The sequence below is a fragment of the Pseudomonas sp. MF08875 genome (genome assembly GCF_059862525.1).
In genome coordinates, this window is sequence record NZ_JCBCUW010000015.1 from 93,932 (window position 1) to 115,603 (window position 21,672).

The 21,672-nt window shown below is 61.6% G+C and carries 20 protein-coding genes; 9 read left to right on the forward strand and 11 right to left on the reverse strand.

From position 1 onward, the window contains the following. Position 1 precedes the first annotated feature (1 nt). The 6 genes from nuoM (at position 2) to AC19YT_RS11190 (ending at position 6,659) form a co-directional block, all read left to right on the forward strand. The gene (gene nuoM / locus AC19YT_RS11165) at positions 2-1,534 is read left to right on the forward strand and encodes an NADH-quinone oxidoreductase subunit M (RefSeq protein ID WP_500610242.1); all 1,533 of its coding nucleotides are present in this window, start codon (positions 2-4) and stop codon (positions 1,532-1,534) included. A 7-nt stretch (positions 1,535-1,541) separates the two neighbouring features. Then, positions 1,542-3,005 (forward strand): NADH-quinone oxidoreductase subunit NuoN, encoded by a 1,464-nt coding sequence (gene nuoN, locus AC19YT_RS11170; protein WP_095109960.1) that lies wholly within the window; start codon positions 1,542-1,544, stop codon positions 3,003-3,005. 457 nt (positions 3,006-3,462) lie between these two features. Next, positions 3,463-3,594 carry a hypothetical protein gene (locus tag AC19YT_RS11175; protein WP_256576621.1) on the forward strand — a complete coding sequence of 44 codons (132 nt, stop codon included), beginning with the start codon at positions 3,463-3,465 and terminating at the stop codon, positions 3,592-3,594. Positions 3,595-3,647: 53 nt separating this feature from the next. Continuing rightward, positions 3,648-4,895 (forward strand): YcaO-like family protein, encoded by a 1,248-nt coding sequence (locus AC19YT_RS11180; RefSeq protein WP_500610243.1) that lies wholly within the window; start codon positions 3,648-3,650, stop codon positions 4,893-4,895. Continuing rightward, positions 4,888-5,805: a class I SAM-dependent methyltransferase gene (locus AC19YT_RS11185; protein ID WP_500610244.1), complete on the forward strand. Its 918-nt coding sequence runs from the start codon at positions 4,888-4,890 to the stop codon at positions 5,803-5,805. The genes AC19YT_RS11180 and AC19YT_RS11185 overlap by 8 nt, the downstream gene beginning before the upstream one ends. Then, entirely contained in the window at positions 5,802-6,659 is an 858-nt protein-coding gene (locus AC19YT_RS11190) for an alpha/beta fold hydrolase (protein ID WP_500610245.1), read from the forward strand. Before AC19YT_RS11185 ends, AC19YT_RS11190 begins: the two co-directional genes overlap by 4 nt. A gap of 105 nt (positions 6,660-6,764) precedes the next feature. On the opposite strand, the gene AC19YT_RS11195 is transcribed toward AC19YT_RS11190, so the two are convergent. Genes AC19YT_RS11195 through AC19YT_RS11220 form a run of 6 tightly spaced genes read right to left on the reverse strand, consistent with a single transcriptional unit; the run spans position 6,765 to position 12,695 of the window. Continuing rightward, entirely contained in the window at positions 6,765-8,507 is a 1,743-nt protein-coding gene (locus tag AC19YT_RS11195) for an ABC transporter substrate-binding protein (RefSeq protein ID WP_095109964.1), read from the reverse strand. Positions 8,508-8,546: 39 nt separating this feature from the next. Then, positions 8,547-8,819, reverse strand: a complete 273-nt coding sequence (locus tag AC19YT_RS11200) for a DUF2160 domain-containing protein (RefSeq protein ID WP_500598799.1) — start codon at positions 8,817-8,819, stop codon at positions 8,547-8,549. 10 nt (positions 8,820-8,829) lie between these two features. After that, on the reverse strand, positions 8,830-9,630 hold the full coding sequence (locus AC19YT_RS11205; protein WP_095109966.1) for a carbohydrate ABC transporter permease: 801 nt from the start codon (positions 9,628-9,630) through the stop codon (positions 8,830-8,832). A 10-nt stretch (positions 9,631-9,640) separates the two neighbouring features. After that, positions 9,641-10,507 (reverse strand): carbohydrate ABC transporter permease, encoded by an 867-nt coding sequence (locus AC19YT_RS11210; RefSeq protein WP_095109967.1) that lies wholly within the window; start codon positions 10,505-10,507, stop codon positions 9,641-9,643. Then, positions 10,504-11,601, reverse strand: a complete 1,098-nt coding sequence (locus AC19YT_RS11215; protein WP_500610246.1) for an ABC transporter ATP-binding protein — start codon at positions 11,599-11,601, stop codon at positions 10,504-10,506. The genes AC19YT_RS11210 and AC19YT_RS11215 overlap by 4 nt, the downstream gene beginning before the upstream one ends. Further along, entirely contained in the window at positions 11,601-12,695 is a 1,095-nt protein-coding gene (locus AC19YT_RS11220) for an ABC transporter ATP-binding protein (protein ID WP_500610247.1), read from the reverse strand. Before AC19YT_RS11220 ends, AC19YT_RS11215 begins: the two co-directional genes overlap by 1 nt. Positions 12,696-12,958: 263 nt before the next feature. On the opposite strand from AC19YT_RS11220, the gene AC19YT_RS11225 reads away from it, so the two are divergent. Next, positions 12,959-14,776 (forward strand): sigma-54-dependent Fis family transcriptional regulator, encoded by a 1,818-nt coding sequence (locus tag AC19YT_RS11225; protein ID WP_500610248.1) that lies wholly within the window; start codon positions 12,959-12,961, stop codon positions 14,774-14,776. A gap of 157 nt (positions 14,777-14,933) precedes the next feature. On the opposite strand, the gene cysS is transcribed toward AC19YT_RS11225, so the two are convergent. Both cysS and AC19YT_RS11235 read right to left on the reverse strand, forming a co-directional pair. Continuing rightward, a complete protein-coding gene (cysS, locus tag AC19YT_RS11230; protein WP_500610249.1) occupies positions 14,934-16,316 on the reverse strand; it encodes a cysteine--tRNA ligase in 1,383 nt (460 codons plus the stop codon). Positions 16,317-16,331: 15 nt separating this feature from the next. Then, complete coding sequence (locus AC19YT_RS11235; RefSeq protein WP_500598793.1) at positions 16,332-18,029, reverse strand: glutamine--tRNA ligase/YqeY domain fusion protein; 1,698 nt, start codon at positions 18,027-18,029, stop codon at positions 16,332-16,334. Between the two features lie 249 nt (positions 18,030-18,278). Between AC19YT_RS11235 and AC19YT_RS11240 the strand changes: the two genes are divergently transcribed. Both AC19YT_RS11240 and AC19YT_RS11245 read left to right on the forward strand, forming a co-directional pair. After that, positions 18,279-18,782, forward strand: a complete 504-nt coding sequence (locus tag AC19YT_RS11240) for a peptidylprolyl isomerase (protein ID WP_095109973.1) — start codon at positions 18,279-18,281, stop codon at positions 18,780-18,782. After that, the gene (locus AC19YT_RS11245; RefSeq protein WP_095109974.1) at positions 18,779-19,519 is read left to right on the forward strand and encodes a UDP-2,3-diacylglucosamine diphosphatase; all 741 of its coding nucleotides are present in this window, start codon (positions 18,779-18,781) and stop codon (positions 19,517-19,519) included. Before AC19YT_RS11240 ends, AC19YT_RS11245 begins: the two co-directional genes overlap by 4 nt. Positions 19,520-19,543: 24 nt before the next feature. Here the strand turns inward: AC19YT_RS11245 and AC19YT_RS11250 are convergent, their stop codons facing one another. From AC19YT_RS11250 to AC19YT_RS11260, 3 genes are all read right to left on the reverse strand, one after another. Beyond that, the gene (locus AC19YT_RS11250) at positions 19,544-20,512 is read right to left on the reverse strand and encodes a fimbrial protein (RefSeq protein WP_500610250.1); all 969 of its coding nucleotides are present in this window, start codon (positions 20,510-20,512) and stop codon (positions 19,544-19,546) included. A gap of 123 nt (positions 20,513-20,635) precedes the next feature. Next, positions 20,636-21,178, reverse strand: a complete 543-nt coding sequence (locus AC19YT_RS11255; protein ID WP_500610251.1) for a fimbrial protein — start codon at positions 21,176-21,178, stop codon at positions 20,636-20,638. A gap of 12 nt (positions 21,179-21,190) precedes the next feature. Beyond that, on the reverse strand, positions 21,191-21,670 hold the full coding sequence (locus AC19YT_RS11260) for a fimbrial protein (protein WP_095109977.1): 480 nt from the start codon (positions 21,668-21,670) through the stop codon (positions 21,191-21,193). Positions 21,671-21,672 lie beyond the last annotated feature (2 nt).

Consider the following 21,672-nt stretch of genomic DNA (forward strand, 5'->3'; position numbering starts at 1 on the left):
CATGATTCTGCCTTGGCTAATCCTGATCCCCTTTATCGGCGGCTTCCTGTGCTGGATGGCGGAGCGTTTCAGCTCCACCCTGCCACGCTGGATTGCATTGCTGACCATGACCCTGGAACTCGCTCTCGGCCTCTGGCTGTGGACCCAGGGTGACTATTCACTGGCCCCGGCGCCTGGCGCCGACCCGACCTGGGCGCTTGAGTTCAAGCACCTCTGGATCGAGCGCTTCGGCATCAGCGTGCACCTGGCCCTCGACGGCCTGTCGCTGCTGATGATCCTGCTCACCGGCCTGCTGGGTATCCTCTCGGTACTGTGCTCGTGGAAGGAAATCCAGCGTCACGTGGGCTTCTTCCACCTGAACCTGATGTGGATCCTGGGCGGTGTGGTCGGCGTGTTCCTGGCGCTGGACCTGTTCATGTTCTTCTTCTTCTGGGAAATGATGCTGGTGCCGATGTATTTCCTCATCGCGCTCTGGGGTCACAGCTCCTCGGACGGCAAGAAGACGCGGATCTACGCAGCGACCAAGTTCTTCATCTTCACCCAGGCCTCGGGCCTCATCATGCTGGTGGCGATCCTCGGCCTGGTGCTGGTCAACTTCAACAACACCGGCGTGATTACCTTCAACTACGCCGACCTGTTGAAGACCCAGATGTCGGCAACCACCGAATACATCCTGATGCTCGGTTTCTTCATCGCCTTCGCGGTGAAGCTGCCGGTGGTGCCGTTCCACTCCTGGCTGCCTGACGCTCATGCCCAGGCACCGACCGCCGGTTCCGTGGACCTGGCCGGCATCCTGCTCAAGACCGCTGCCTATGGTCTGCTGCGTTTCGCCCTGCCGCTGTTCCCCAATGCCTCGGCCGAGTTCGCGCCAATCGCCATGACCCTGGGTCTGGTGGGAATCTTCTACGGTGCATTCCTGGCCTTCGCCCAGACCGACATCAAGCGCCTGATCGCCTTCTCCAGCGTTTCCCACATGGGTTTCGTGCTGATCGGCATCTACTCCGGCAGCCAGATCGCCCTGCAAGGCGCGGTGATCCAGATGCTGGCCCACGGTGTCTCGGCGGCAGCGCTGTTCATCCTCAGCGGCCAACTGTACGAACGCCTGCACACCCGTGACATGCGCGAGATGGGTGGCCTGTGGTCACGCATCGCCTACCTGCCGGCTATCAGCCTGTTCTTCGCGGCCGCCTCCCTGGGCCTGCCGGGCACCGGCAACTTCGTCGGCGAGTTCCTGATCCTGATCGGCACCTTCGTCAGCGCCCCGTGGATCACCGCGATTGCCACCAGCGGCCTGGTGTTCGGTTCGGTCTACTCGCTCATCATGATCCACCGTGCCTATTTCGGCCCGTCCAAGTCGGATGCGGTGCTACATGGCCTGGACGCACGCGAACTGATTATGGTGCTGAGCCTTGCGGTACTGCTGATCTACATCGGTGTCTACCCGCAACCGTTCCTCGATACCTCCGCCGCCACCATGCAAGGTGTGCAGCAATGGTTCGGTACCGCCTTCACTCAACTCGCTTCGGCCCGGTAAGAGCGCTATGGAATTCACGAGTCAACACTTTATCGCGCTGGCGCCGCTGCTGATTACCAGCCTCACCATCATCGTGGTGATGCTGGCGATCGCCTGGCGTCGCAACCACTCACAGACCTTCCTGATTTCAGTGGCTGGTCTCAACCTGGCGTTGCTGTCGATCCTCCCGGCATTGAAGGTCGCGCCCCTGGCCGTGACGCCCCTGCTGTTGGTGGACAACTTCGCCTGCCTGTACATGGCGCTGATCCTGGTCGCCACCCTGGCCTGCGTCACCCTCGCCCACGCCTACCTCGGCGAAGGCGGCACCGGTTACCCGGGCAACCGCGAAGAGCTGTATCTGCTCATCCTGATGTCTGCCGCTGGCGGCCTGGTGCTGGTCAGCGCGCAACACCTGGCCGGCCTGTTCATCGGCCTGGAACTGCTCTCGGTACCGGTTTATGGCTTGGTGGCCTACGCCTTCTTCAACAAGCGCTCCCTGGAAGCCGGCATCAAGTACATGGTGCTGTCGGCGGCCGGTTCCGCGTTCCTGTTGTTCGGCATGGCCCTGCTCTACGCCGAAGCGGGCAGCCTGAGCTTCAGTGGCATCGGTTTGGCGCTGGAAGCCACGGGCGTGCCGGCACCGATCGCCCAGCTAGGCCTGGCGATGATGCTGATCGGCCTGGCCTTCAAGCTGTCGCTGGTACCGTTCCACCTCTGGACCCCGGACGTCTACGAAGGCGCCCCGGCCCCGGTGGCGGCGTTCTTGGCCACAGCGGCGAAAGTCGCGGTGTTCGCGGTGATGGTGCGTCTGTTCCAGATTTCCCCGGCAGCCAACACCGCCGTGCTGAGCAACGTGCTGACGGTCATTGCCATCGCCTCGATCCTGTTCGGTAACCTGCTGGCGCTGACCCAGAGCAACCTCAAGCGTCTGCTGGGTTACTCCTCCATCGCCCACTTCGGTTACCTGCTGATCGCCCTGGTGGCCAGCAAGGGCCTGGCGCTGGAAGCCATCGGCGTCTACCTGGTCACCTACGTCATCACGAGCCTGGGCGCGTTCGGCGTGATTACCCTGATGTCTTCGCCTTACAAGGGCCGCGACGCGGACGCCCTGTACGAGTACCGCGGCCTGTTCTGGCGCCGTCCGTACCTGACCGCCGTATTGACCGTGATGATGCTGTCCCTGGCCGGTATTCCCCTCACAGCAGGTTTCATCGGTAAGTTCTACATCATCGCCACGGGCGTCGAAGCCCACCAATGGTGGCTGCTGGGCGCCCTGGTCATGGGTAGCGCCATCGGCGTCTTCTACTACCTGCGGGTGATGGTGACGCTGTTCCTGGTCGAGCCGAGCCTGCGTCGCCACGATGCCCAGTTGCATTGGGAACAGAAGGCAGGTGGCGTGATGCTGCTGGCCATCGCCGCCCTGGCATTCTTCCTCGGCGTGTACCCGCAACCTCTGCTGGAACTGGTGCAGCAGGCCGGTCTCGCTGGCTGACCGCTACCGCGCCAATACAAACGGCACCTTCGGGTGCCGTTTTTGCGTCTGGGCAATGTTGCAGGAATAGTCTGGGTGCCAGGCGTAAAAAACCTCGGCGGCGGCATTCTCCCGGTAACTGCCACCACACGGTGCTGAATCTTCTCCTGGCCCGCCCCGCAAAGCCCTGCGTTCAAAGTCGAGTTTCATACGAAGGCTTACCTGCGGTGCCGGTTTTCTGCGCGTGCTCCCCCGCCCTAACCCCCTGTCCAGGCCTGTAATCAGCCCTTTTCCCCTGCATAAAAGCCCCATCACATAACCCCGAGGCACTTCAACTGCGCAATTGAAAGTACTTTTTAGAGCACGGATTAATAATGCACCCAGACACTTTTTGTCATTTTTGACCAAGGCAAGTTCCTCCTTTAAGTTATTTTCGTGGCTGCAACAGCGCACCACCCAATAACAAGAGGATTACATCATGGGTTATATGTCTCAGTTCAACGCCAATACCATCGCCGATATCGAACAACAAGAACTGCAAAGCGAAGAGCAACTAAAAGACGAACTGCAACTGACTGAAGCAGAACAGTCCGAACTGGAAGCCGAGTAACCCCTCTGGGGGGAAGTGCCCGCCGCTTCCCCCTTGCCTTCAGGGATCCCACCATGGACGCCAATACCGTAACCGAACGCGAACTGAGCCTGGCGCAAGCCCATCAGCGCCTGCACCTAGAGCTCGCCACCCTGAAACTGCAGGCCAACATCCGCACCCTGGGCAACCACATCGTCTCGGTGCAGGCCACCCTCGGGCACTGCCCGCAACAACCGCAGGCCCGCGGAGGCGGCAAGGGTTTGCTCGAACACGCCCGGGTCGGCGCACTATATGAAGCCCTCGAACACTATCTAAGCGAACAGTACGACACTCTGGCCATACACTTTAAAGATGCCAGTTACTTGCGCAACAATGCACTTTTCCATGACGACAGCGTTCTAAATCCACTGATCGAAAACAATGCGCAAGGCTTCGCCTGCCGAACTTACACAAGCCCTCTGGACAACCGCCGCTTTTCCTATCCGCTCGTACTTAGTTCCAGCCTTTATGCACAAAACCCCGTGCCGGGCGACGCCACGGACTACCGCAGCCTGCGCCGCTATGGCAGCAACAGCGGCACCGCCATTGGCGCCACCCCTGATGAAGCCGTGCTGCACGCCATCAACGAGTGCATCGAACGCGACGCTGTTTCGCTGTTTTTGCTCGACCACTTCTATTACCAGAACCCTGTGCCGCTAAAACGGGTGGTGCGACCGCCCCTGACCGAACCCTGTGGCCAACGCTGGGCCCAAGTGGAAGCGGAGATCGGTGCGCCAGTGGTGCTGCTGGACATCAGCAGCGAATTCCTCGCCAAAACTTACCTGGCGTTCAGCCTCGCCCCAAGCCCGCTGCCCCGGGTGTTCGGCTCGGGCACGTCCCTGGACGGCCAACACGCCGCCTGGCGGGCGTTGAGCGAATTGACCCAGGTCCACCTCAACAGTGCGCTGGCCCCAATGCAGCAGCAACTGCGCGCAGCCCAAGGGGCGCTGCGCCGCTTTTCGCGCTTGCAGCGCTGCCTGCAATTTGACGCACCGAGCCTGCTGGCACGTGCCCGCCAGTGCGAGGTCGAACTGCCCAACGCCGTGCCACAGCCCACTCTGGCCCGGCAGATTCACCTATTGGCCGAAGACCTACACCGTCACCACCGCACGCTCGGCGTCTCAACCCTGTACCACAGCGCGTTGGGCACGACCCTGGCAAACGTGGTCATTCCCGGGCTGGAACGGTTCTATATCGTTTCCAGCGGCAACGTGGTGGTGCCGCAGGAGCGTGGCCGACGCCTGGCCCCCACCTCGGCACAAGGAATCGCCGCCCATGACTGAACAGGCGTTGCAGCCACCGGCCCTGCCGGGGCAATGGGCCCATTTCATGGAGCCCCTGGGGCCGGGGCTCAATCAGTTCTTTATCGTCAAGGTGGGGGGCCGAGACTGGATCGGGCGCAAGGTGCTGCAAAAAAACGACAAGGGGCTCTGGAAGTCCTCCAGCATTATCGAACCCGACATGCTGTTCGGTCGGCTGGGACATCTGCATTGGAGCAACGAAGGCGTGGAGTGCAGCTTCCTGACCGCTAGCGCCACCGAAAAGCACCGGGTGTTCGCCCGCGCCCTGACCCGGGCGGGCAACGAGCTGTATTTTCCATTCCCGGTGCTCGAAACCAGCGGCCAGGAATTCACCTGCCCCGCCGATTACTGGCAATGCAACCCATCACTGGCCAGCCGTCTGGACGCGGAGGAAGAGCATTTTCGCCAGCACTGCATCCGCATCCTCAAGACCCTGACCCGCCCCGGCGCCACCCTTTACGACCCGGCCTGCTCCACGGGCACCTTCATCGCCAGCCTCGCCACCGCCCTACCCGGGCGGCGTTGCGTGGGGGCCGACTGTTCGGCCTCGATGATTAGGCACGCCAGTGCTCGCCATCGGGCGCCGGGCCTGGAGTTCCACCTGATGGACGCGACGCGGGGCGCTGTCGCCGGGCTGACCTGCGATGTGTTGATCCTGCGGTTTCTCAATGCCGAGGTGGTGACCCGCGCCACCGCCACACGCCTGCTGGTGCATTTGTGCAACTGCCTCAACCCGGGGGCAAAAATCATCGTTTTTGGCCATACCCCCGTGCTGCCAGACATTCCGTTGATGGCCCGGCAACTGGGGCTGACCCTGCTCTCCTGTGTGACAGCGCGCCCGGGGCGCACCGAACTGTTCCAGTTCTACCTGCTGCAGGCCCCGGCCCCATGAAGCCCTCGCCAGATACCGGCTACTACGCCACGGGCGATGGCCATCGCCTGTACTGGGAACGCCACGGGCCCAGCCACGCCGCGCCGGTTTTTTTCCTCCACGGTGGGCCCGGGGGCTATTGCAGCCCGCAGCACCTTAGGTTTTTCGACCTTGAACAGTGGCAGGTAATTGTGTTCGATCAGCGCGGCTGCGGGCGCTCCCATCCCCGGGGCGAAACCCGCAACAACAGCACCGCTCACTCGGTTGCCGATATCGACGCCCTGCGCCGGCACCTGGGCCTGGCACGCATCAACCTGCTGGGGGTGTCCTGGGGCAGTTGGCTGGCGGTGCAATACCAACAGCAATTTGCCGAGCATGTGGCGCGTTGCGTGCTGGTGTCGCTGTTTGTGCCCTGTGCCGAGCACGTCGCCGAGCACGAACGGATGATGAACCAACGCCTGGGCCAGTTGCAGGCAGGATGGGATATGGCAGCGGTGCTGGCCGACCTGCGCCAGGGCAACCCACAGGTGCGGCGGCGAGCGGCGCTGCACTGGGCACAGGCGAACGCCAGCACTCTGGCCGCCAAAGCCCTGCACGCTTTTGTCGACGATCACGCCATCGACGCCATGACCCTGGAACTGCATTTCCATCAGCAGGGCTACTTCTTTGACGAAGGCCAACCCATCAGGCTGTCCGCCGACACCCTGGCCATCCAGGGCATCCACGACCGTTGCGGCATGGCCAGCCTGCGCTGGTTGCGCCAGCACGGCCCCTTGCCTGCACGCCTGCTGCGCGCCGGGCACAACGCCCTGGCGCCCAACCTGCTGCGGGCGGTGCGCCAAGCCCTCGACGCCCCGCCGCCATTGCTGCCGTAGCAAGCGGGCGCGCCCGCGCTGGGGTGCGCAGCAGCCCTAAAAACTCAGCCCGCCGATACACCGCATGAGGAGGGCTTGGCCCTCCTGCGCGGGCAAGCTCGCTTGCTACTTGCGCGCCGCCTCCCAGGATTTGAGCAGTTCGCCATAGGCCACGGTTTCACCCTTGGGTTTTTCGTTGGCCAGTTTCGGCTTGGGCGCACCGGGTTGGTCGAACCAGTATTGCGCGTCCCGCTCCGGGTTCATTTTCGGCCCGCAGGTCGGTTGCACCTTGGAGCGCTCAAGCCGGGTCATGATCGCGTCCTGGTCCTTGGCCAGGCCATCGAGGGCTTGTTGCGGGGTTTTCTCGCCGCTGGCCGCCTCCGAAATATGGCTCCACCACAGCTGCGCCAGGCGCGGATAGTCCGGCACGTTGGTGCCGGTCGGCGTCCATTGCACCCGCGCCGGGCTGCGGTAGAACTCCACCAGCCCGCCGAGTTTCGGTGCCAGGTCGGTCATGGCCTGGGAGTTGATGTCCGACTCGCGGATCGGCGTCAAGCCGACGATAGTTTTCTTCAGCGACACGGTTTTCGAGGTCACGAACTGCGCGTACAGCCACGCCGCCAACTTCTGTTTTTCCGGGGTGGATTTGAGGAAGGTCCAGGCCCCCACGTCCTGATACCCCAGCTTCATGCCCTCCTCCCAGTACGGCCCGCGCGGCGACGGCGCCATGCGCCATTTCGGCGTGCCGTCGGCGTTCATCACCGCCAGGCCGGGCTTGGTCATGTCGGCAGTGAAGGCCGTGTACCAGAAGATCTGCTGGGCGATGTTGCCCTGGGACGGCACCGGCCCCGATTCGGAGAAGGTCATGCCCGCCGCTTCCGGTGGCGCGTAGGCCTTCATCCAGTCCACGTATTTTTGCGTCGCATAGACCGCCGCCGGGCCATTGGTGTCGCCGCCGCGGGTCACGCTGGAGCCCACCGGGTGGCAGTCCTCGACGCGAATCCCCCACTCGTCCACCGGCAAGCCGTTGGGCAGGCCCTTGTCACCGCCACCGGCCATGGAGAACCAGGCATCGGTGAAGCGCCAGCCCAGGGAAGGGTCTTTCTTGCCGTAGTCCATGTGCCCGTAAACCCGCTTACCGTCGATCTCCTTGACGTCTTCGGTGAAGAACTTGGCGATGTCTTCATAGGCCGACCAGTTCACCGGCACGCCCAGCTCGTAGCCGTACTTTTCCTTGAACTTAGCCTTCAGGTCCGCCCGCTCGAACCAGTCGGCGCGGAACCAGTACAGGTTGGCGAACTGCTGGTCGGGGAGCTGGTAGACCTTGCCGTCCGGCGCGGTGGTGAAGGAAATACCGATGAAGTCCTTCAGATCAAGGGTGGGAGAGGTGTAGTCCTTGCCTTCATTGGCCATCAGGTCGGTGATGGATTGGGTCTTGCCGTAGCGAAAGTGCGTACCGATCAAGTCCGAATCATTGACCCAGCCGTCATAGATGTTCTTGTCCGATTGCATCTGGGTTTGCAGCTTTTCCACCACGTCGCCTTCTTGCAACAGGTCGTGGGTCAACTTGATCCCGGTGATTTCGCTGAAAGCCTTGGCCAGCACCTTGGACTCGTATTCATGGGTGGTCAGGGTTTCCGAGACGACGTTGATCTTCATCCCGCGAAACGGCTCGGCCGCCTTGATAAACCACTGCAACTCCTGCAGTTGCTGCTCCTGGCTGAGGGTGGATGGCTTGAACTCGCTGCCGATCCATTTTTTCGCCGCCTCTTCGTAGGCGTCGGCCCAGGCCGCCGCGCTCAAGGTGCACAGGGCCAGGGCGGCTGCCACTGAAATGCTATGTCGCAGCTTGTTGTTTTTGTCGAACATAGAGACCTCCGGTTTGGGTTTCAGGGCATGCTCGCCGAACTAGCCCCATCGCATCACAGCCAACAGCCACACCAGGGACAGCGCACACGCGCCCCAGATGCTCCAGTCGGTGACGCCAATGACCAGCAAATGCAGGTAGGCGCTGCCGAGAAGACCGATAAACAGGCGATCACCACGGGTGGTGCTGATCGGCAAAAAACCACGCCGGGGCACGCTGGGCGAGCGCAACTCCCAGGTGGTCATGGCCACCAGCACCAGGGCAATGGCGGTGAAAAACAGCGCGGTGGGGGTGGTCCAGGCCATCCATTGCATCATCGTTTCCTCACACCCGGCCCAGGGCAAAGCCCTTGGCCACATGGTTGCGGACAAACCAGATCACCAGCATGCCCGGCAAAATCGTTAGCACCCCGGCCGCCGCCAGCACGCCCCAGTCGATGCCCGAGGCGGACACGGTGCGGGTCATAACCGCCGCGATAGGCTTGGCGTTGACCGAGGTCAGGGTGCGCGCCAGCAGCAGTTCGACCCAAGAAAACATGAAGCAAAAAAACGCCGTCACGCCGATGCCGGAGCCAATCAGCGGGATGAAAATTTTCACGAAGAACCGGGGAAAGCTATAGCCGTCGATGTAGGCCGTTTCGTCGATTTCCTTGGGCACCCCCGACATGAAGCCTTCGAGGATCCACACCGCCAACGGCACGTTGAACAGGCAATGGGCCAGGGCCACGGCAATATGGGTATCGAATAGGCCAATGGAGGAGTACAGCTGGAAAAACGGCAGCAAAAACACCGCCGGCGGTGCCATGCGGTTAGTCAGCAGCCAGAAGAACAAGTGCTTGTCGCCCAAAAAGCGATAGCGCGAGAAGGCGTAGGCCGCCGGCAGTGCCACCCCCAGGGAGATCACCGTGTTAAGGCTTACGTAGTACAGCGAGTTGAGGTAGCCGGTGTACCAACTGGGGTCGGTGAAGATGACCTTGTAGTTGGCCAGGGTGAAGTCCTGGGGAAACAGGGTCAGGCCGCCGAGGATTTCGGTGTTGCTCTTGAAGGACATGTTCAGTAGCCAGTAGATCGGCACCAGCAGGAACAGGATGTAGAGCAGCAACGGCAGGGCTTTTTTCAATGGCATGGCAGGGGCCTCAACGCTGGCTGTCAGCGTGGGTCATGGCGGTGTAGAACAGCCACGACACCAGCAGGATTATCAGGAAGTACACCAGGGAAAACGCCGCCGCCGGGCCCAGGTCGAACTGGCCGACGGCCATCTGGGTCAGGGTCTGGCTGAGGAAGGTGGTGGCATTGCCCGGCCCGCCACCGGTCAGCACGAACGGCTCGGTGTAGATCATGAAACTGTCCATGAAGCGCAGCATCACCGCGATCAACAGCACGCTTTTCATCTTCGGCAACTGGATGTGGCGAAACACCGCCCAGGCCGACGCCCGGTCGATACGCGCAGCCTGGTAGTACACGTCCGGAATGGCCCGCAACCCCGAATAACACAGCAGGGCCACCAGGGACGTCCAGTGCCACACGTCCATCACCAGCACCGTGACCCAGGCGTCGAGGGTGTTGGCCGCGTAGTTGTAGTCGATACCCAGGGCATTGAGGCTCGACCCCATCAGGCCGATGTCGGCGCGGCCGAATATCTGCCAGATAGTGCCCACCACGTTCCACGGAATCAGCAGCGGAATCGCCAACACGATCAGCACCAGCGACGACCAACGGCCCTTGGCCGGCATGGTCAGGGCGATGCCGATGCCCAGGGGGATTTCGATCAGCAACACACAGGCCGAATAGATGAACTGACGCAACAGCGAGTCGTGCAGGCGCGGGTCCAGCAGCACCTGGCGATACCAGTCGGCGCCGACAAAATAGCGGCTGGACTGGTCGAAAATGTCCTGCACCGAGTAGTTGACCACCGTCATCATCGGGATCACCGCACTGAACGCCACCAGCAGGAACACCGGCAATACCAGCCACCAGGCCTTGTTGTTCTGCACCTTGCTCATGGCTGCACCTGCAGCAGGTAGTCGTCGGCATAGACCATCAGCCACTGCGCCGGAAAACTGATGGACGCCCGCCCCTCGGGCAGCGGCTTGTCCTCGGCCAGGCGTACTTTGAGCACCGCGCCGTCCAAGTCGAGGGTGAGCACTTTGTAGGTGCCCAGGTCTTCGACATGCAGGACTCCGGCCTGCAAGGCGTCCTCGCAAGGCTCATCCCACAGGTGAATGAATTCCGGGCGGATGCCGACTTTCAGGGTTTTGTAGGCGGTTTCGCCAATACGCCGCTGTAATGCCTCGGGCAGCGCCAGATGGGTGCCAGCGAACCCCACGCCACCGGGCTCGGCCTGCACCTCAATCAGATTCATCCCAGGGCTGCCGATGAAATAGCCGACAAAGGTATGGCTAGGGCGCTCGAACAGTTGCCGCGGCGTACCGAACTGCACGATCTGCCCGCCATACATCACGGCGATCTTGTCGGCGAAGGTGGACGCTTCCAACTGGTCGTGGGTGACGTAGACCATGGTGATGTTGAACTGCTCGTGGATCTGCTTGAGCTTGCGCCGCAGCTTCCATTTCAGGTGCGGGTCGATCACCGTCAGCGGCTCGTCGAACAGGATCGCCGACACGTCGTCGCGCACCAGGCCACGGCCCATGGAGACTTTCTGCTTTTCATCGGCGCTGAGGTTGCGTGCCTTCCTGCCCAGCAACGGCGTGAGGTCAAGCACCTCGGCGATCTCCTGCACCTTAGTGCGCACCTGCGCCTCGGCCATGCCCTGGTTGCGCAGGGGGAAGGCCAGGTTGTCGAACACGGTCATGGTGTCGTACACCACCGGAAACTGGAAAACCTGGGCGATGTTGCGCCGCTCGGGGGTCAACTCATTGACGATCCGCCCGTCGAACAACACCTGGCCCTCGGAGGGGCTGAGCAACCCGGAAATGATGTTGAGCAAGGTGGACTTGCCGCACCCCGAAGGCCCCAGCAGCGCGTAGGCGCCGCCTTGCTCCCAGGTATGGTTCATTTCCCGTATCGCGTAGTCCTCAGGCCCATTGGGCGTAGGGCTGTAGCTGTGAGCCAGGTGCTGCAAGCAGATCTGAGCCATCAGGCGACCCTCGCGATACGCCGCCCTGGCGCCTGGAGCAAGCGCCCCTGGGCATCGAAGACGAAGAGCTTGTGGGTGGGGATGTAGATGCGGATCGGCGCATCGACGTCGTACTCGTGCACGCCGGGCAGGTGCAGCACCAGCAGGAAATGCTCGTTGCGCACGTGCAGGAAGGTTTCCGAGCCGCTGATTTCCGCCACTTCCACGGTGACCGCCAGCTCCAGGTCGTCATCGTTGCCAGGCAGCAGCGAGATATGGCTGGGGCGCACGCCAAAGCGGAACTCACCCTCGCCCACCGGGCGCAAGTCGAGGTTAAGGGGGAAATGCACGAAGTTGGCGAAACTCACCTCATTGCCCGCTATACGCCCCGGTATCAGGTTGATCGGCGGCTCGGAAAACAGTTCGGCAGCCAGCACCGTGCGTGGCTGGTGATAGACCTCGGCGGTCGGGCCGCTCTGGACCACCCGGCCCTCGTGCAAAATCGTGGTCGTGCCGCCCAGGGCCAGGGCCTCGTTGGGCTCGGTGGTGGCGTAGATGGCAATGGTATGGCGCGCCTGGAACAACTCGCGCATCTCCTGGCGCAGTTCTTCGCGCAACTTGTAGTCGAGGTTGACCAGGGGTTCGTCGAACAGGATCAACCCAGCGTCCTTGACCAGGGCCCGAGCCATCGCCGTGCGCTGCTGCTGGCCACCGGAAAGCTCCAGTGGATAGCGCTGCAAGAACTTCTCGATACGCAGCATGCGTGCCGCTTGCAGGACTTTTTCCTCGATCACCGCCACCGCTACGCCGGCCTGGCGCAGGGGCGAGGCGATGTTCTCGAACACCGTCAGGGTCGGGTAGTTGATGAACTGCTGGTAAACCATCGACACATTGCGCCGGCGCACCGGTTGGCCGGTGACGTCGATGTCGTTCATCAGCACCCGGCCGCTGTCGGGCCGGTCCAGGCCGGCCATCAAGCGCATCAGGCTGGTCTTGCCGGACAAGGTACGGCCCAGCAGCACGTTGAAGGAACCGGGTTCAAACCGCAGCGAACAATCGTCGATCCATACCTGGCCTTCGACAGTGCGGCAGACGTGCTCCAGGGTCAGGGACATGGCTGGGCCTTTTATGCTTGCAGTTAAGCGACCGCAGCCACACAGCGACATTCATGCCAGAAATCGCAAGCCATTGATCCTGCAAGTTTTTCCCGCAACCCAAGGAACACCGCTGTTCGAGGCTGAACACAAATGAACAGTGGCCGCTGAACACTTGAACAGCACGCGGATTGACAATGAACAATCCTGAACAACACTCCATGGACGCTTTTGCACGCTTGGCGCCACAACAACAATAAGCACGTCATCCAGAGGCTGTTCCCATGGCCGCACCGGTTTCACCCCTGCCCCACGACGCCATCGTGCGCGATTCCTGGTCGCGCTGCCGGGCCTTCGGCCTCAGCCATCAGAGCGCACCGTGCTTTGAGCCGCCAGCAGAGCCGGCCCTCGCCCAACTATTGGAAAGCCACCAACCCCTGGTCCACATCACCCGCCAGGAGGTGCTGCCTTATTACGAAAACATCCTGAGTAACTCCAACTGCCTGATGATGCTGGCCGACCGCCAGGGCCAAGTACTCACGGCCTGGGGCACCCAGCGTTTTATCCAGCCGGCCCTGGCCCGAGGCTTCCAGGCCGGGGCCAGTTGGCGCGAATGCAGTACCGGCACCAACGCCATTGGCACCGCGCTGGCCTGCGGCCAAGCGGTGCATATCGAGCACGATGAACACTTTCTCAAGGCCAATCGCTTCATGACCGGCTCGGCGGCGCCGATTTTCGACGCCGCCCGCCAGGTGATTGGCGTATTGGACGTGTCCAGCGACAGCTACCTGCCGCCCTCCCACACCCTGGGCATGGTGCGGATGATGAGCCAGAGCGTGGAAAACCGCCTGATCCTCGACCTGTTCCACGACGAACACTGGCAGCTGACCTTTAACACCGGCCCCAACAACCTTGACAGCCAATGGGCCGGGTTGCTGGTGTTCGACGAGGACGGCCGGGTGTTGGCAGCCAACCGCCGCGCCGACAACCTGTTGGGCGTGAACCTGGCTCAAGGCCAAGTCGATTACCTGTTCAACGTCGCCCTGGCCGAGTTACGCAACCACGGCGATGGCCTGCCCTTCGCCCTGCACGCTGCGGGCCGCAGCCGCTTCCAGTGCCTGCTCAAACGCCCGCGGCCCAAGCCCGCGCCCCGCCAACCCGCGCCGGCCGCCGCGCACCTGGGCCTGGACAGCCTGCACGGCGGCGACCCGCGCATGGAAAAAGCCGTGCGCCAGGCCGAACGCCTAATTGAAAAAGACATTCCCCTGCTGATCCATGGCGAGACAGGCGTGGGCAAGGAAGTCTTCGTCAAGGCCCTGCACCAGGCCGGCTCACGTCGGGCAAAACCGCTGATCGCCGTGAACTGCGCGGCGATCCCCGCCGAACTGGTGGAATCGGAACTGTTTGGCTATGAGAAAGGCGCATTCACCGGCGCCCACCACAAGGGCAGCATCGGCCTGATCCGCCAAGCGGACAAAGGCACCTTGTTTCTCGATGAAGTCGGCGATATGCCGCTAGCCACCCAGGCGCGGCTGCTGCGGGTGTTGCAGGAGCGCTGCGTGCAACCGGTGGGCTGTAGCCAGTTGTACCCGGTCGATATTCGCATCCTGTCGGCCACCAACCACCCATTGCGCGAGCAGGTACAGCAGGGCCGCTTTCGCGAAGACCTGTACTACCGCATCGGCGGCCTGACCCTGCAACTGCCGCCGCTGCGCGAGCGCACCGACAAACAAGTGCTGTTCACACGTCTGTGGGAACAGCACCGCGAACCCCTTCAGTGGGCCGGCCTGAGCCCCGAAGTGCTGGAACTGTTCGAGCGCCACCCCTGGCCCGGCAACCTGCGCCAGGCCAGCAGCGTGATCCAGGTGGCCCTGGCCATGGCCCAACACCAGCCGATCCGGGTGGAGCATCTGCCAGACGAGTTCTTGCTCGACCTGCACATGGCGCCACACGACACCCCGCCATTGCGGCCGATCGACCTCAACGACCCTCAAGCCCTGGCCCGCGAACTGCAAGCCACGGGCGGCAATATCTCCCACCTCGCCCGACGCCTGGGGGTCAGCCGCAACACGCTGTACAAGCGGTTGCGCCAGATGCGTTAGCGGTTTTGGCCCATAAACAGGCTGTCGGGAGGTCGGCCTGAAAATGGTCATCGCGGGCTCGCGCGCGATGGCAGAAGCCACCACACCCCAAAACCCGAGCCTTCAAACCAAAAAAAACCCGCACAAGGCGGGTTTTTGTTGGCGGCGGGGCTGGCGATCAGTCCGCCAGGCGCCAGGTCGTGCCGCCCTTGCCGTCTTCCAGCACCACGCCCAGGGCGGTGAGCTGGTCGCGGATGCGGTCGGATTCGGCCCAGTCCTTGTTGGCGCGGGCGTTCAGGCGCGCCTGGATCAGCGCGTCAACCTGCGCTGCGTCCACCCGGCCTTCGGCACCGGCCTGAAGGAAGTCGTCGGCTTCAAGCTGCAACACCCCCAGCACGCTGGCCAGTTCCTTCAGGCGTGCGGCCAGGCCAGCCGCGGCGTCCAGGTCGCTCTCGCGCAGGCGGTTGATCTCGCGCACCATCTCAAACAGCACGGCGCAGGCTTCCGGGGTGCCGAAGTCGTCGTTCATCACCTGGGTGAAACGCTCGACAAACCCTTCGCCACCGGCCGGCGCCACGTTCGGCAGGCCTTTCAACGCATGGTAGAACCGCTCCAGGGCGCCCTTGGCGTCCTTGAGGTTGTCTTCGGAGTAGTTGATAGCGCTGCGGTAGTGGCTCGACACCAGCAGGTAGCGCACCACTTCCGGGTGGTACTTGGCCAGCACGTCGCGAATGGTGAAGAAGTTGTTCAAGGACTTGGACATCTTCTCGCCATTGATGCGGATCATGCCGCAGTGCATCCAGGCATTGGCGTAGGTCTTGCCGGTGGCGGCTTCGCTCTGGGCGATTTCGTTCTCGTGGTGCGGGAACTCCAGGTCGCTACCGCCGCCATGGATGTCGAAGGTCTCGCCCAGGCAGCAGGTGGACATCACCGAGCATTCGATGTGCCAGCCCGGCCGCCCGGCGCCCCACGGCGACTCCCAGCTCGGCTCGCCGGGCTTGGTGGCTTTCCACAGGACGAAATCCAGCGGGTCCTGCTTCGACTCGTCGACCTCGATCCGCGCGCCGATGCGCAGGTCTTCGATCTTCTTGCGCGACAGCTTGCCGTAGCCCATGAACTTGGCGACGCGGTAGTACACGTCGCCATTACCGGGGGCGTAGGCGTAACCCTTGTCGATCAGGGTCTGGATCATCGCGTGCATGCCCGGGATGTGGTCCGTGGCCCGCGGTTCCATGTCGGGCTTGAGGATGTTGAGGCGGGCCTCGTCCTCGTGCATGGCGGCGATCATGCGCTCGGTGAGCGCGTCGAACGACTCGCCGTTTTCGTTGGCGCGGTTGATGATCTTGTCGTCGATGTCGGTGATGTTGCGCACGTACGTCAGGTCATAGCCGCTGAAACGCAACCAGCGGGTCACCAGGTCGAAGGCGACCATGCTGCGGCCATGGCCGATGTGGCAGTAGTCGTACACGGTCATGCCGCACACGTACATGCGCACCTTGTTGCCATCGAGCGGCTTGAAGGCTTCTTTGCTCTTGGTGAGCGTGTTGTAGATCGTTAGCACGTTAGCTTCCTTGAATCACTGACCCCAGGAGTCACGCAGGGTCACGGTACGGTTGAATACCGGGTGACCGGGTTTCGAGTCCTTGATATCCGCGCAGAAGTAGCCTTCGCGCTCGAACTGGAAACGGTCTTCCGGCTGTGCATTGCCAAGCGATGGCTCGGCACGACAACCGGTGAGGACCTGCAGGGAGTCAGGGTTGATGTTGTTCAGGAAGCTTTCGCCGTCTTCGGCCTTCTCCGGGTTGGCGGAGCGGAACAGACGGTCATACAGGCGCACTTCGCACTCGACGCTGGCGGCGGCCGGCACCCAGTGCACCACGCCTTTCACCTTGCGCCCTTCGGGGTTTTTACCCAGGGTTTCGGGATCATAGGAGCAACGCAGTTCGACGATGTTGCCCTCGGCGTCCTTGATCGCTTCGTCGGCGCGAATCACGTAGCTGCCGCGCAGGCGCACTTCACCGGCCGGTTCCAGGCGCTTGTAGCCTTTTGGCGGTTCTTCCATGAAATCGTCGCGGTCGATGTAGATTTCGCGGGCAAACGGCAGTACGCGCACGCCCATGTCTTCTTTGGGGTGGCACGGCAGTTCGAGGTTCTCGACCTGACCTTCTGGGTAGTTGGTGATGACCACTTTCAGCGGGCGTAGCACGCACATGGCGCGCGGGGCGCTGTGGTCGAGGTCGTCACGGATGCTGAATTCCAGCATGCCGAAATCGACGATGCCATCGGAACGGTTGGTGCCGATCATTTCGCAGAAATTGCGGATCGACTTGGGCGTGTAGCCACGGCGGCGGAAACCCGAAAGCGTGGACATGCGCGGGTCATCCCAACCGTGGACGTGCTGCTCGTCCACCAACTGCTTGAGCTTGCGCTTGCTGGTGATGGTGTAGTTCAGGTTCAGGCGGCTGAATTCGTACTGGCGCGGGTGCGCGGGCACCGGCAGCTTGTCCAGGAACCACTCGTACAGTGGACGGTGGCTTTCGAATTCCAGGGTGCAGATCGAGTGGGTGATGCCTTCGATGGCGTCCGACTGACCGTGGGTGAAGTCGTAGTTGGGGTAGATGCACCAGGTGTCGCCGGTCTGGTGGTGGTGGGCGTGGCGGATGCGGTACATGATCGGGTCGCGCAGGTTCATGTTCGGCGAGGCCATGTCGATCTTGGCCCGCAGCACCCGGGCGCCGTCCGGGAACTCACCGGCGCGCATCCGGGCGAACCAGTCCAGGTTCTCTTCTACCGAACGCTCGCGGAACGGGCTGTTCTTGCCCGGCTCGGTGAGGTTGCCGCGGTACTCCTTGGCTTGCTCGGGGGTCAGGTCGCAGACATAGGCGTTGCCGGACTTGATGAGCTCCACCGCCCAGTCGTGCAGTTGCTCGAAATACTGCGAGGCGTAGCGCACTTCGCCGGACCACTCAAAGCCCAGCCACTTGATGTCGCTCTGGATGGCGTCGATGTATTCCTGGTCTTCCTTGGCCGGGTTGGTGTCGTCAAAACGCAGGTGCGTGACGCCACCAAACTCTTGGGCCACGCCGAAGTTCACACAGATCGACTTGGCATGGCCGATGTGCAGGTAGCCGTTGGGCTCCGGCGGAAAGCGGGTGACGATCTGAGTGTGCTTGCCCGAGTCCAGGTCCGCCTGGATGATCGGGCGCAGGAAGTTGACCGGCACGGCTGGGCCGGTCTTGGCATTCGAGGTCGGGTCGACAGTGGGCTTGCTCATAGGATCCTTGGGCGTACAGGTGCTTGGCCTTCATGGGGCCGGACAAAACAAAGCGGCTATCATAGCCGATGCTGTCAAGCCGCTGACAGAGAAGCCCGGTAAAACAGCCGCGTTTAATGCATCTGTTTTGAAAAACCCCCTCGAAATCCACGCCGGCCACGCTAAACTGCGCAGCCTGCGCCGCTGGCGGCTAAACCGGTTGGGGGCCCGCGCCCCGAAACCCATGCATTCATTGAACGAGTAGCGAACATGACCCAAGTCAAACTGACCACCAACCACGGCGACATCGTGCTGGAGCTGAACGCCGAGAAAGCCCCGATCACCGTGGCCAACTTCATCGAATACGTAAACGCCGGCCACTACGAAAACACCGTATTCCACCGCGTCATCGGTAACTTCATGATCCAGGGCGGCGGTTTCGAGCCCGGCATGAAAGAAAAGAAAGACAAGCGCCCAAGCATCCAGAACGAAGCCGACAACGGTCTTTCCAACGACAAGTACACCGTCGCCATGGCCCGCACCATGGAGCCGCATTCGGCCTCCGCGCAGTTCTTCATCAACGTCGCCGACAACAGTTTCCTCAACCACAGCGGCAAGAATGTGCAGGGTTGGGGTTATGCCGTGTTCGCCAAAGTGATCGAAGGCACTGACGTGGTCGACAAGATCAAGGGCGTGGCTACCACCATGAAATCCGGCCACCAGGACGTACCGGCCGAAGACGTAGTGATCGAGAAAGCCGAGATCATTGAGTGATATTGCTGATTTCAGATTTGCATCTGGAAGAGGAGCGCCCGGACATTACCCGGGCGTTTCTGGATTTGCTCGGCGGGCGTGCCCGCTCGGCCCAGGCGTTGTACATTCTGGGCGACTTTTTTGAAGCCTGGATCGGCGACGACGCCATGACGCCGTTCCAGCGTTCCATCTGCCAGGCGCTGCGGGACTTGAGCGACCATGGCACCCAGATTTTTCTGATGCACGGCAACCGCGATTTCCTGCTGGGCCAAGCGTTCTGCAAGGCCGCTGGCGCCACCTTGCTCAAGGACCCCAGCGTCGTGCAACTCAATGGCGAACCGGTGCTACTGATGCACGGCGACAGCTTGTGTACCCGCGATATCGGCTATATGAAGCTGCGCCGCTACCTGCGCCACCCCATTACCCTGTTTATCCTGCGTCACCTGCCCCTGGGCGCCCGCCACAGGCTGGCGCGTAAACTGCGCAGTGAAAGCCGTGCGCAAACCCGCATGAAAGCCAACGACATCGTTGATGTCACCCCTGAAGAAGTGCCGCGCATCATGCAGCACTACGGGGTCAAGACCCTGGTCCACGGCCACACGCACCGCCCCGCCATCCACAAGTTGCAACTGGGCGAACACGCCGCCAAGCGCATCGTACTGGGAGACTGGGACAAGCAAGGCTGGGCATTGCAGGTGGATGAGCAAGGGTTCCAACTGGCAGCCTTCGATTTCGTCAAACCGCAGCCCGGCGCCTGACACTTGCGCTTGCACAGGCGAGCATCATGGCACCCCCATTATCAGTACACCGCTGCCGCTGATGGCCCCGGCGGCCGGTAGGGAGCCCGCTCGCCTAACGAGCGTGAATGTCACATCGTCGCCCCCGCTGCTGTTGGTAATCTGAGTCAGGAACGAACCGTTCACCCGAACCGCCGACCCGCCACGAACCATTGCCGTGCCCACATCCGCATTGCTCATGCTCAACAGGCGGTCATTGAACGCTGTGGGGGTTCCTTTATACGTAATGGTGATCGGCGAGGTAATCCCGGGCTGCGGGCAGGCGTAGGTAAGTCTGCGGCTGCTGCTAATGGGACTGCTCAGTGGATCGGTGCCGATCGCCCTCTGGTGGACGTTGCCGAAGTCGATCTCGATCGGGTTGTTATTGTTGATGGTGCAAGTTGAGGGTGAGACGGTGAAGTTGTTGTTGGCAATGTACCTGACCGCAAGACGCACCGAACGGTTATCTTCATTGTTGGTCTGGGTCATACGTAACAAGCCGAGGTTGTCCCCTACTCTAATGTCGATAGGATTGCTCGGATTGTTACGCATCAAAATGTAAGGCGTAACATCGATGGGATAAGCAATTGCATTGTCAGGCATCGAAATCACCCTAATGCCAATAGGAACAGGGCTGTTTTGGAACGTTCCGTTTACTCGTAATCCAGTGCCCTCTAGAGCGAATTTGGGGCCAGGTTCCCAAGGGGTCCCGGCATTGCTGCCAGTTGCCCAATAGTCTAACCTCCAAGATGGAGTCTGGGGACCGATCGTGTAGCGACACTCGAGCCGCGCCCCTTCGAGCAAGATATACGGCTGGGCCGTATCCAATCGGACATTTACGGGAACCTCAAGATTTATATTCCCGGTGATTAACGTGGTCCAGGGTCCGCCATTCACACGGCAATCAACGGCTCTCGCGATCGGCGTAACACATATCAGGACGAGAAGCACAATGGCTGTATTTAGTCGTTTCATGTTGATCTCTCGTTGCTCTTCTATCCGAACACCTCCCAGCGAACATCAGCCCGCACGTTAAAGCCGCCCAGAAGAGAGTTGAGGTTTGTCTTAGGCTGTTTGTCTATGTATGACGGTTCACAGCTACGGATAATCCAGCGTAAACGTGGAAGTCACCCTGTAAGCGCCAGGCCCGATGGTCTCGTCCCTAATCGCCTGCGGCTCACCCTGCACATAGGCTTTGAGCTCGATCACGTTGTTACCGTTGGTCAAAACCTGTTTGTCGCTGACGCTGTTGATGGGCAGTGGCTTGTTACTCAGCGTTTCCAGCCCCAGCCCGATACCTGAGGCGCCACTGCCACCATCGAGCGCGAACAAGCCAGGCAACTCGCGGTTTTCGACCCCACCGAACATGACAGTGACCGTATCGCCAATGGTGGTATCGCAATCCTCCAGGTGCAGCTTGAACCCTTTACCCTCCGAACGCGTGTTGATGTAAAGGTGCTTGCTGGTGAGGTCCCAAAGCTGCAGGGTGATGGCTTCATCGCCCGGGCGGATCGTGCAGGCCTGGGCAACCAGATTTCCTTTGAGCCGCAGGTTGTCCACTGCATGCACCATGGGGGCCAAGCCTGCGGTGAGCAGCAACGCCAACAGGCCACGGCCCCAATGAATGTTTTCACGTCCCATAAATCTCGGCTCCTATTGGTATTCGGCCAACAATGTGGCCACCGCCGTGAACGGTGCTGGCGTCAGAACCGAACCGGGCCGTTTGACGGGTACAACTTCCAATGTGGGCGGTGACGACAGGGTGATATTCAGTGGCGTGTTGAGTGAGAACGGCACGTTGTTCTGAAACAGTCGAATGCCCAATTCAGGCACGCTGCTCTGCACCGCCGATGGGTCAAACGTGGTTGCCGTGCCGTTGACACTCAACTTGAGTAACCACGGCAGTGTGTCGGTGCCACATTGGATGGTGTAACCCACGCCCCTGCGGTATTGCACCCCGTCGACACGCTTGATCCCGACATCGCCAAAATCGACTTCAATCGTGCTGCCCGAGTCAATCGTGCACGGCGGAGGCGCGTTCAGTGTTCCGCTGAATGTCAGGTTGGCCGACGCACCACTGCAAAGGCCGATTGAACACAAGGCGAGTAATGCTCGCTGCGGCCAACTTGTCATGG

Coding starts and splice junctions, on each gene's coding strand:
- AC19YT_RS11185 (WP_500610244.1), top strand. CDS start 4,888: ATGACTGAACAGGCGTTGCAGCCACCGGCCCTGCCGGGGCAATGGGCC.
- AC19YT_RS11205 (WP_095109966.1), bottom strand. CDS start 9,630: ATGCCATTGAAAAAAGCCCTGCCGTTGCTGCTCTACATCCTGTTCCTG.
- AC19YT_RS11180 (WP_500610243.1), top strand. CDS start 3,648: ATGGACGCCAATACCGTAACCGAACGCGAACTGAGCCTGGCGCAAGCC.
- AC19YT_RS11250 (WP_500610250.1), bottom strand. CDS start 20,512: ATGAAACGACTAAATACAGCCATTGTGCTTCTCGTCCTGATATGTGTT.
- nuoM (WP_500610242.1), top strand. CDS start 2: ATGATTCTGCCTTGGCTAATCCTGATCCCCTTTATCGGCGGCTTCCTG.
- AC19YT_RS11220 (WP_500610247.1), bottom strand. CDS start 12,695: ATGTCCCTGACCCTGGAGCACGTCTGCCGCACTGTCGAAGGCCAGGTA.
- AC19YT_RS11210 (WP_095109967.1), bottom strand. CDS start 10,507: ATGAGCAAGGTGCAGAACAACAAGGCCTGGTGGCTGGTATTGCCGGTG.
- AC19YT_RS11190 (WP_500610245.1), top strand. CDS start 5,802: ATGAAGCCCTCGCCAGATACCGGCTACTACGCCACGGGCGATGGCCAT.
- AC19YT_RS11200 (WP_500598799.1), bottom strand. CDS start 8,819: ATGCAATGGATGGCCTGGACCACCCCCACCGCGCTGTTTTTCACCGCC.
- AC19YT_RS11260 (WP_095109977.1), bottom strand. CDS start 21,670: ATGACAAGTTGGCCGCAGCGAGCATTACTCGCCTTGTGTTCAATCGGC.
- AC19YT_RS11175 (WP_256576621.1), top strand. CDS start 3,463: ATGGGTTATATGTCTCAGTTCAACGCCAATACCATCGCCGATATCGAA.
- AC19YT_RS11195 (WP_095109964.1), bottom strand. CDS start 8,507: ATGTTCGACAAAAACAACAAGCTGCGACATAGCATTTCAGTGGCAGCC.
- AC19YT_RS11255 (WP_500610251.1), bottom strand. CDS start 21,178: ATGGGACGTGAAAACATTCATTGGGGCCGTGGCCTGTTGGCGTTGCTG.
- AC19YT_RS11215 (WP_500610246.1), bottom strand. CDS start 11,601: ATGGCTCAGATCTGCTTGCAGCACCTGGCTCACAGCTACAGCCCTACG.
- AC19YT_RS11240 (WP_095109973.1), top strand. CDS start 18,279: ATGACCCAAGTCAAACTGACCACCAACCACGGCGACATCGTGCTGGAG.
- AC19YT_RS11235 (WP_500598793.1), bottom strand. CDS start 18,029: ATGAGCAAGCCCACTGTCGACCCGACCTCGAATGCCAAGACCGGCCCA.
- nuoN (WP_095109960.1), top strand. CDS start 1,542: ATGGAATTCACGAGTCAACACTTTATCGCGCTGGCGCCGCTGCTGATT.
- AC19YT_RS11225 (WP_500610248.1), top strand. CDS start 12,959: ATGGCCGCACCGGTTTCACCCCTGCCCCACGACGCCATCGTGCGCGAT.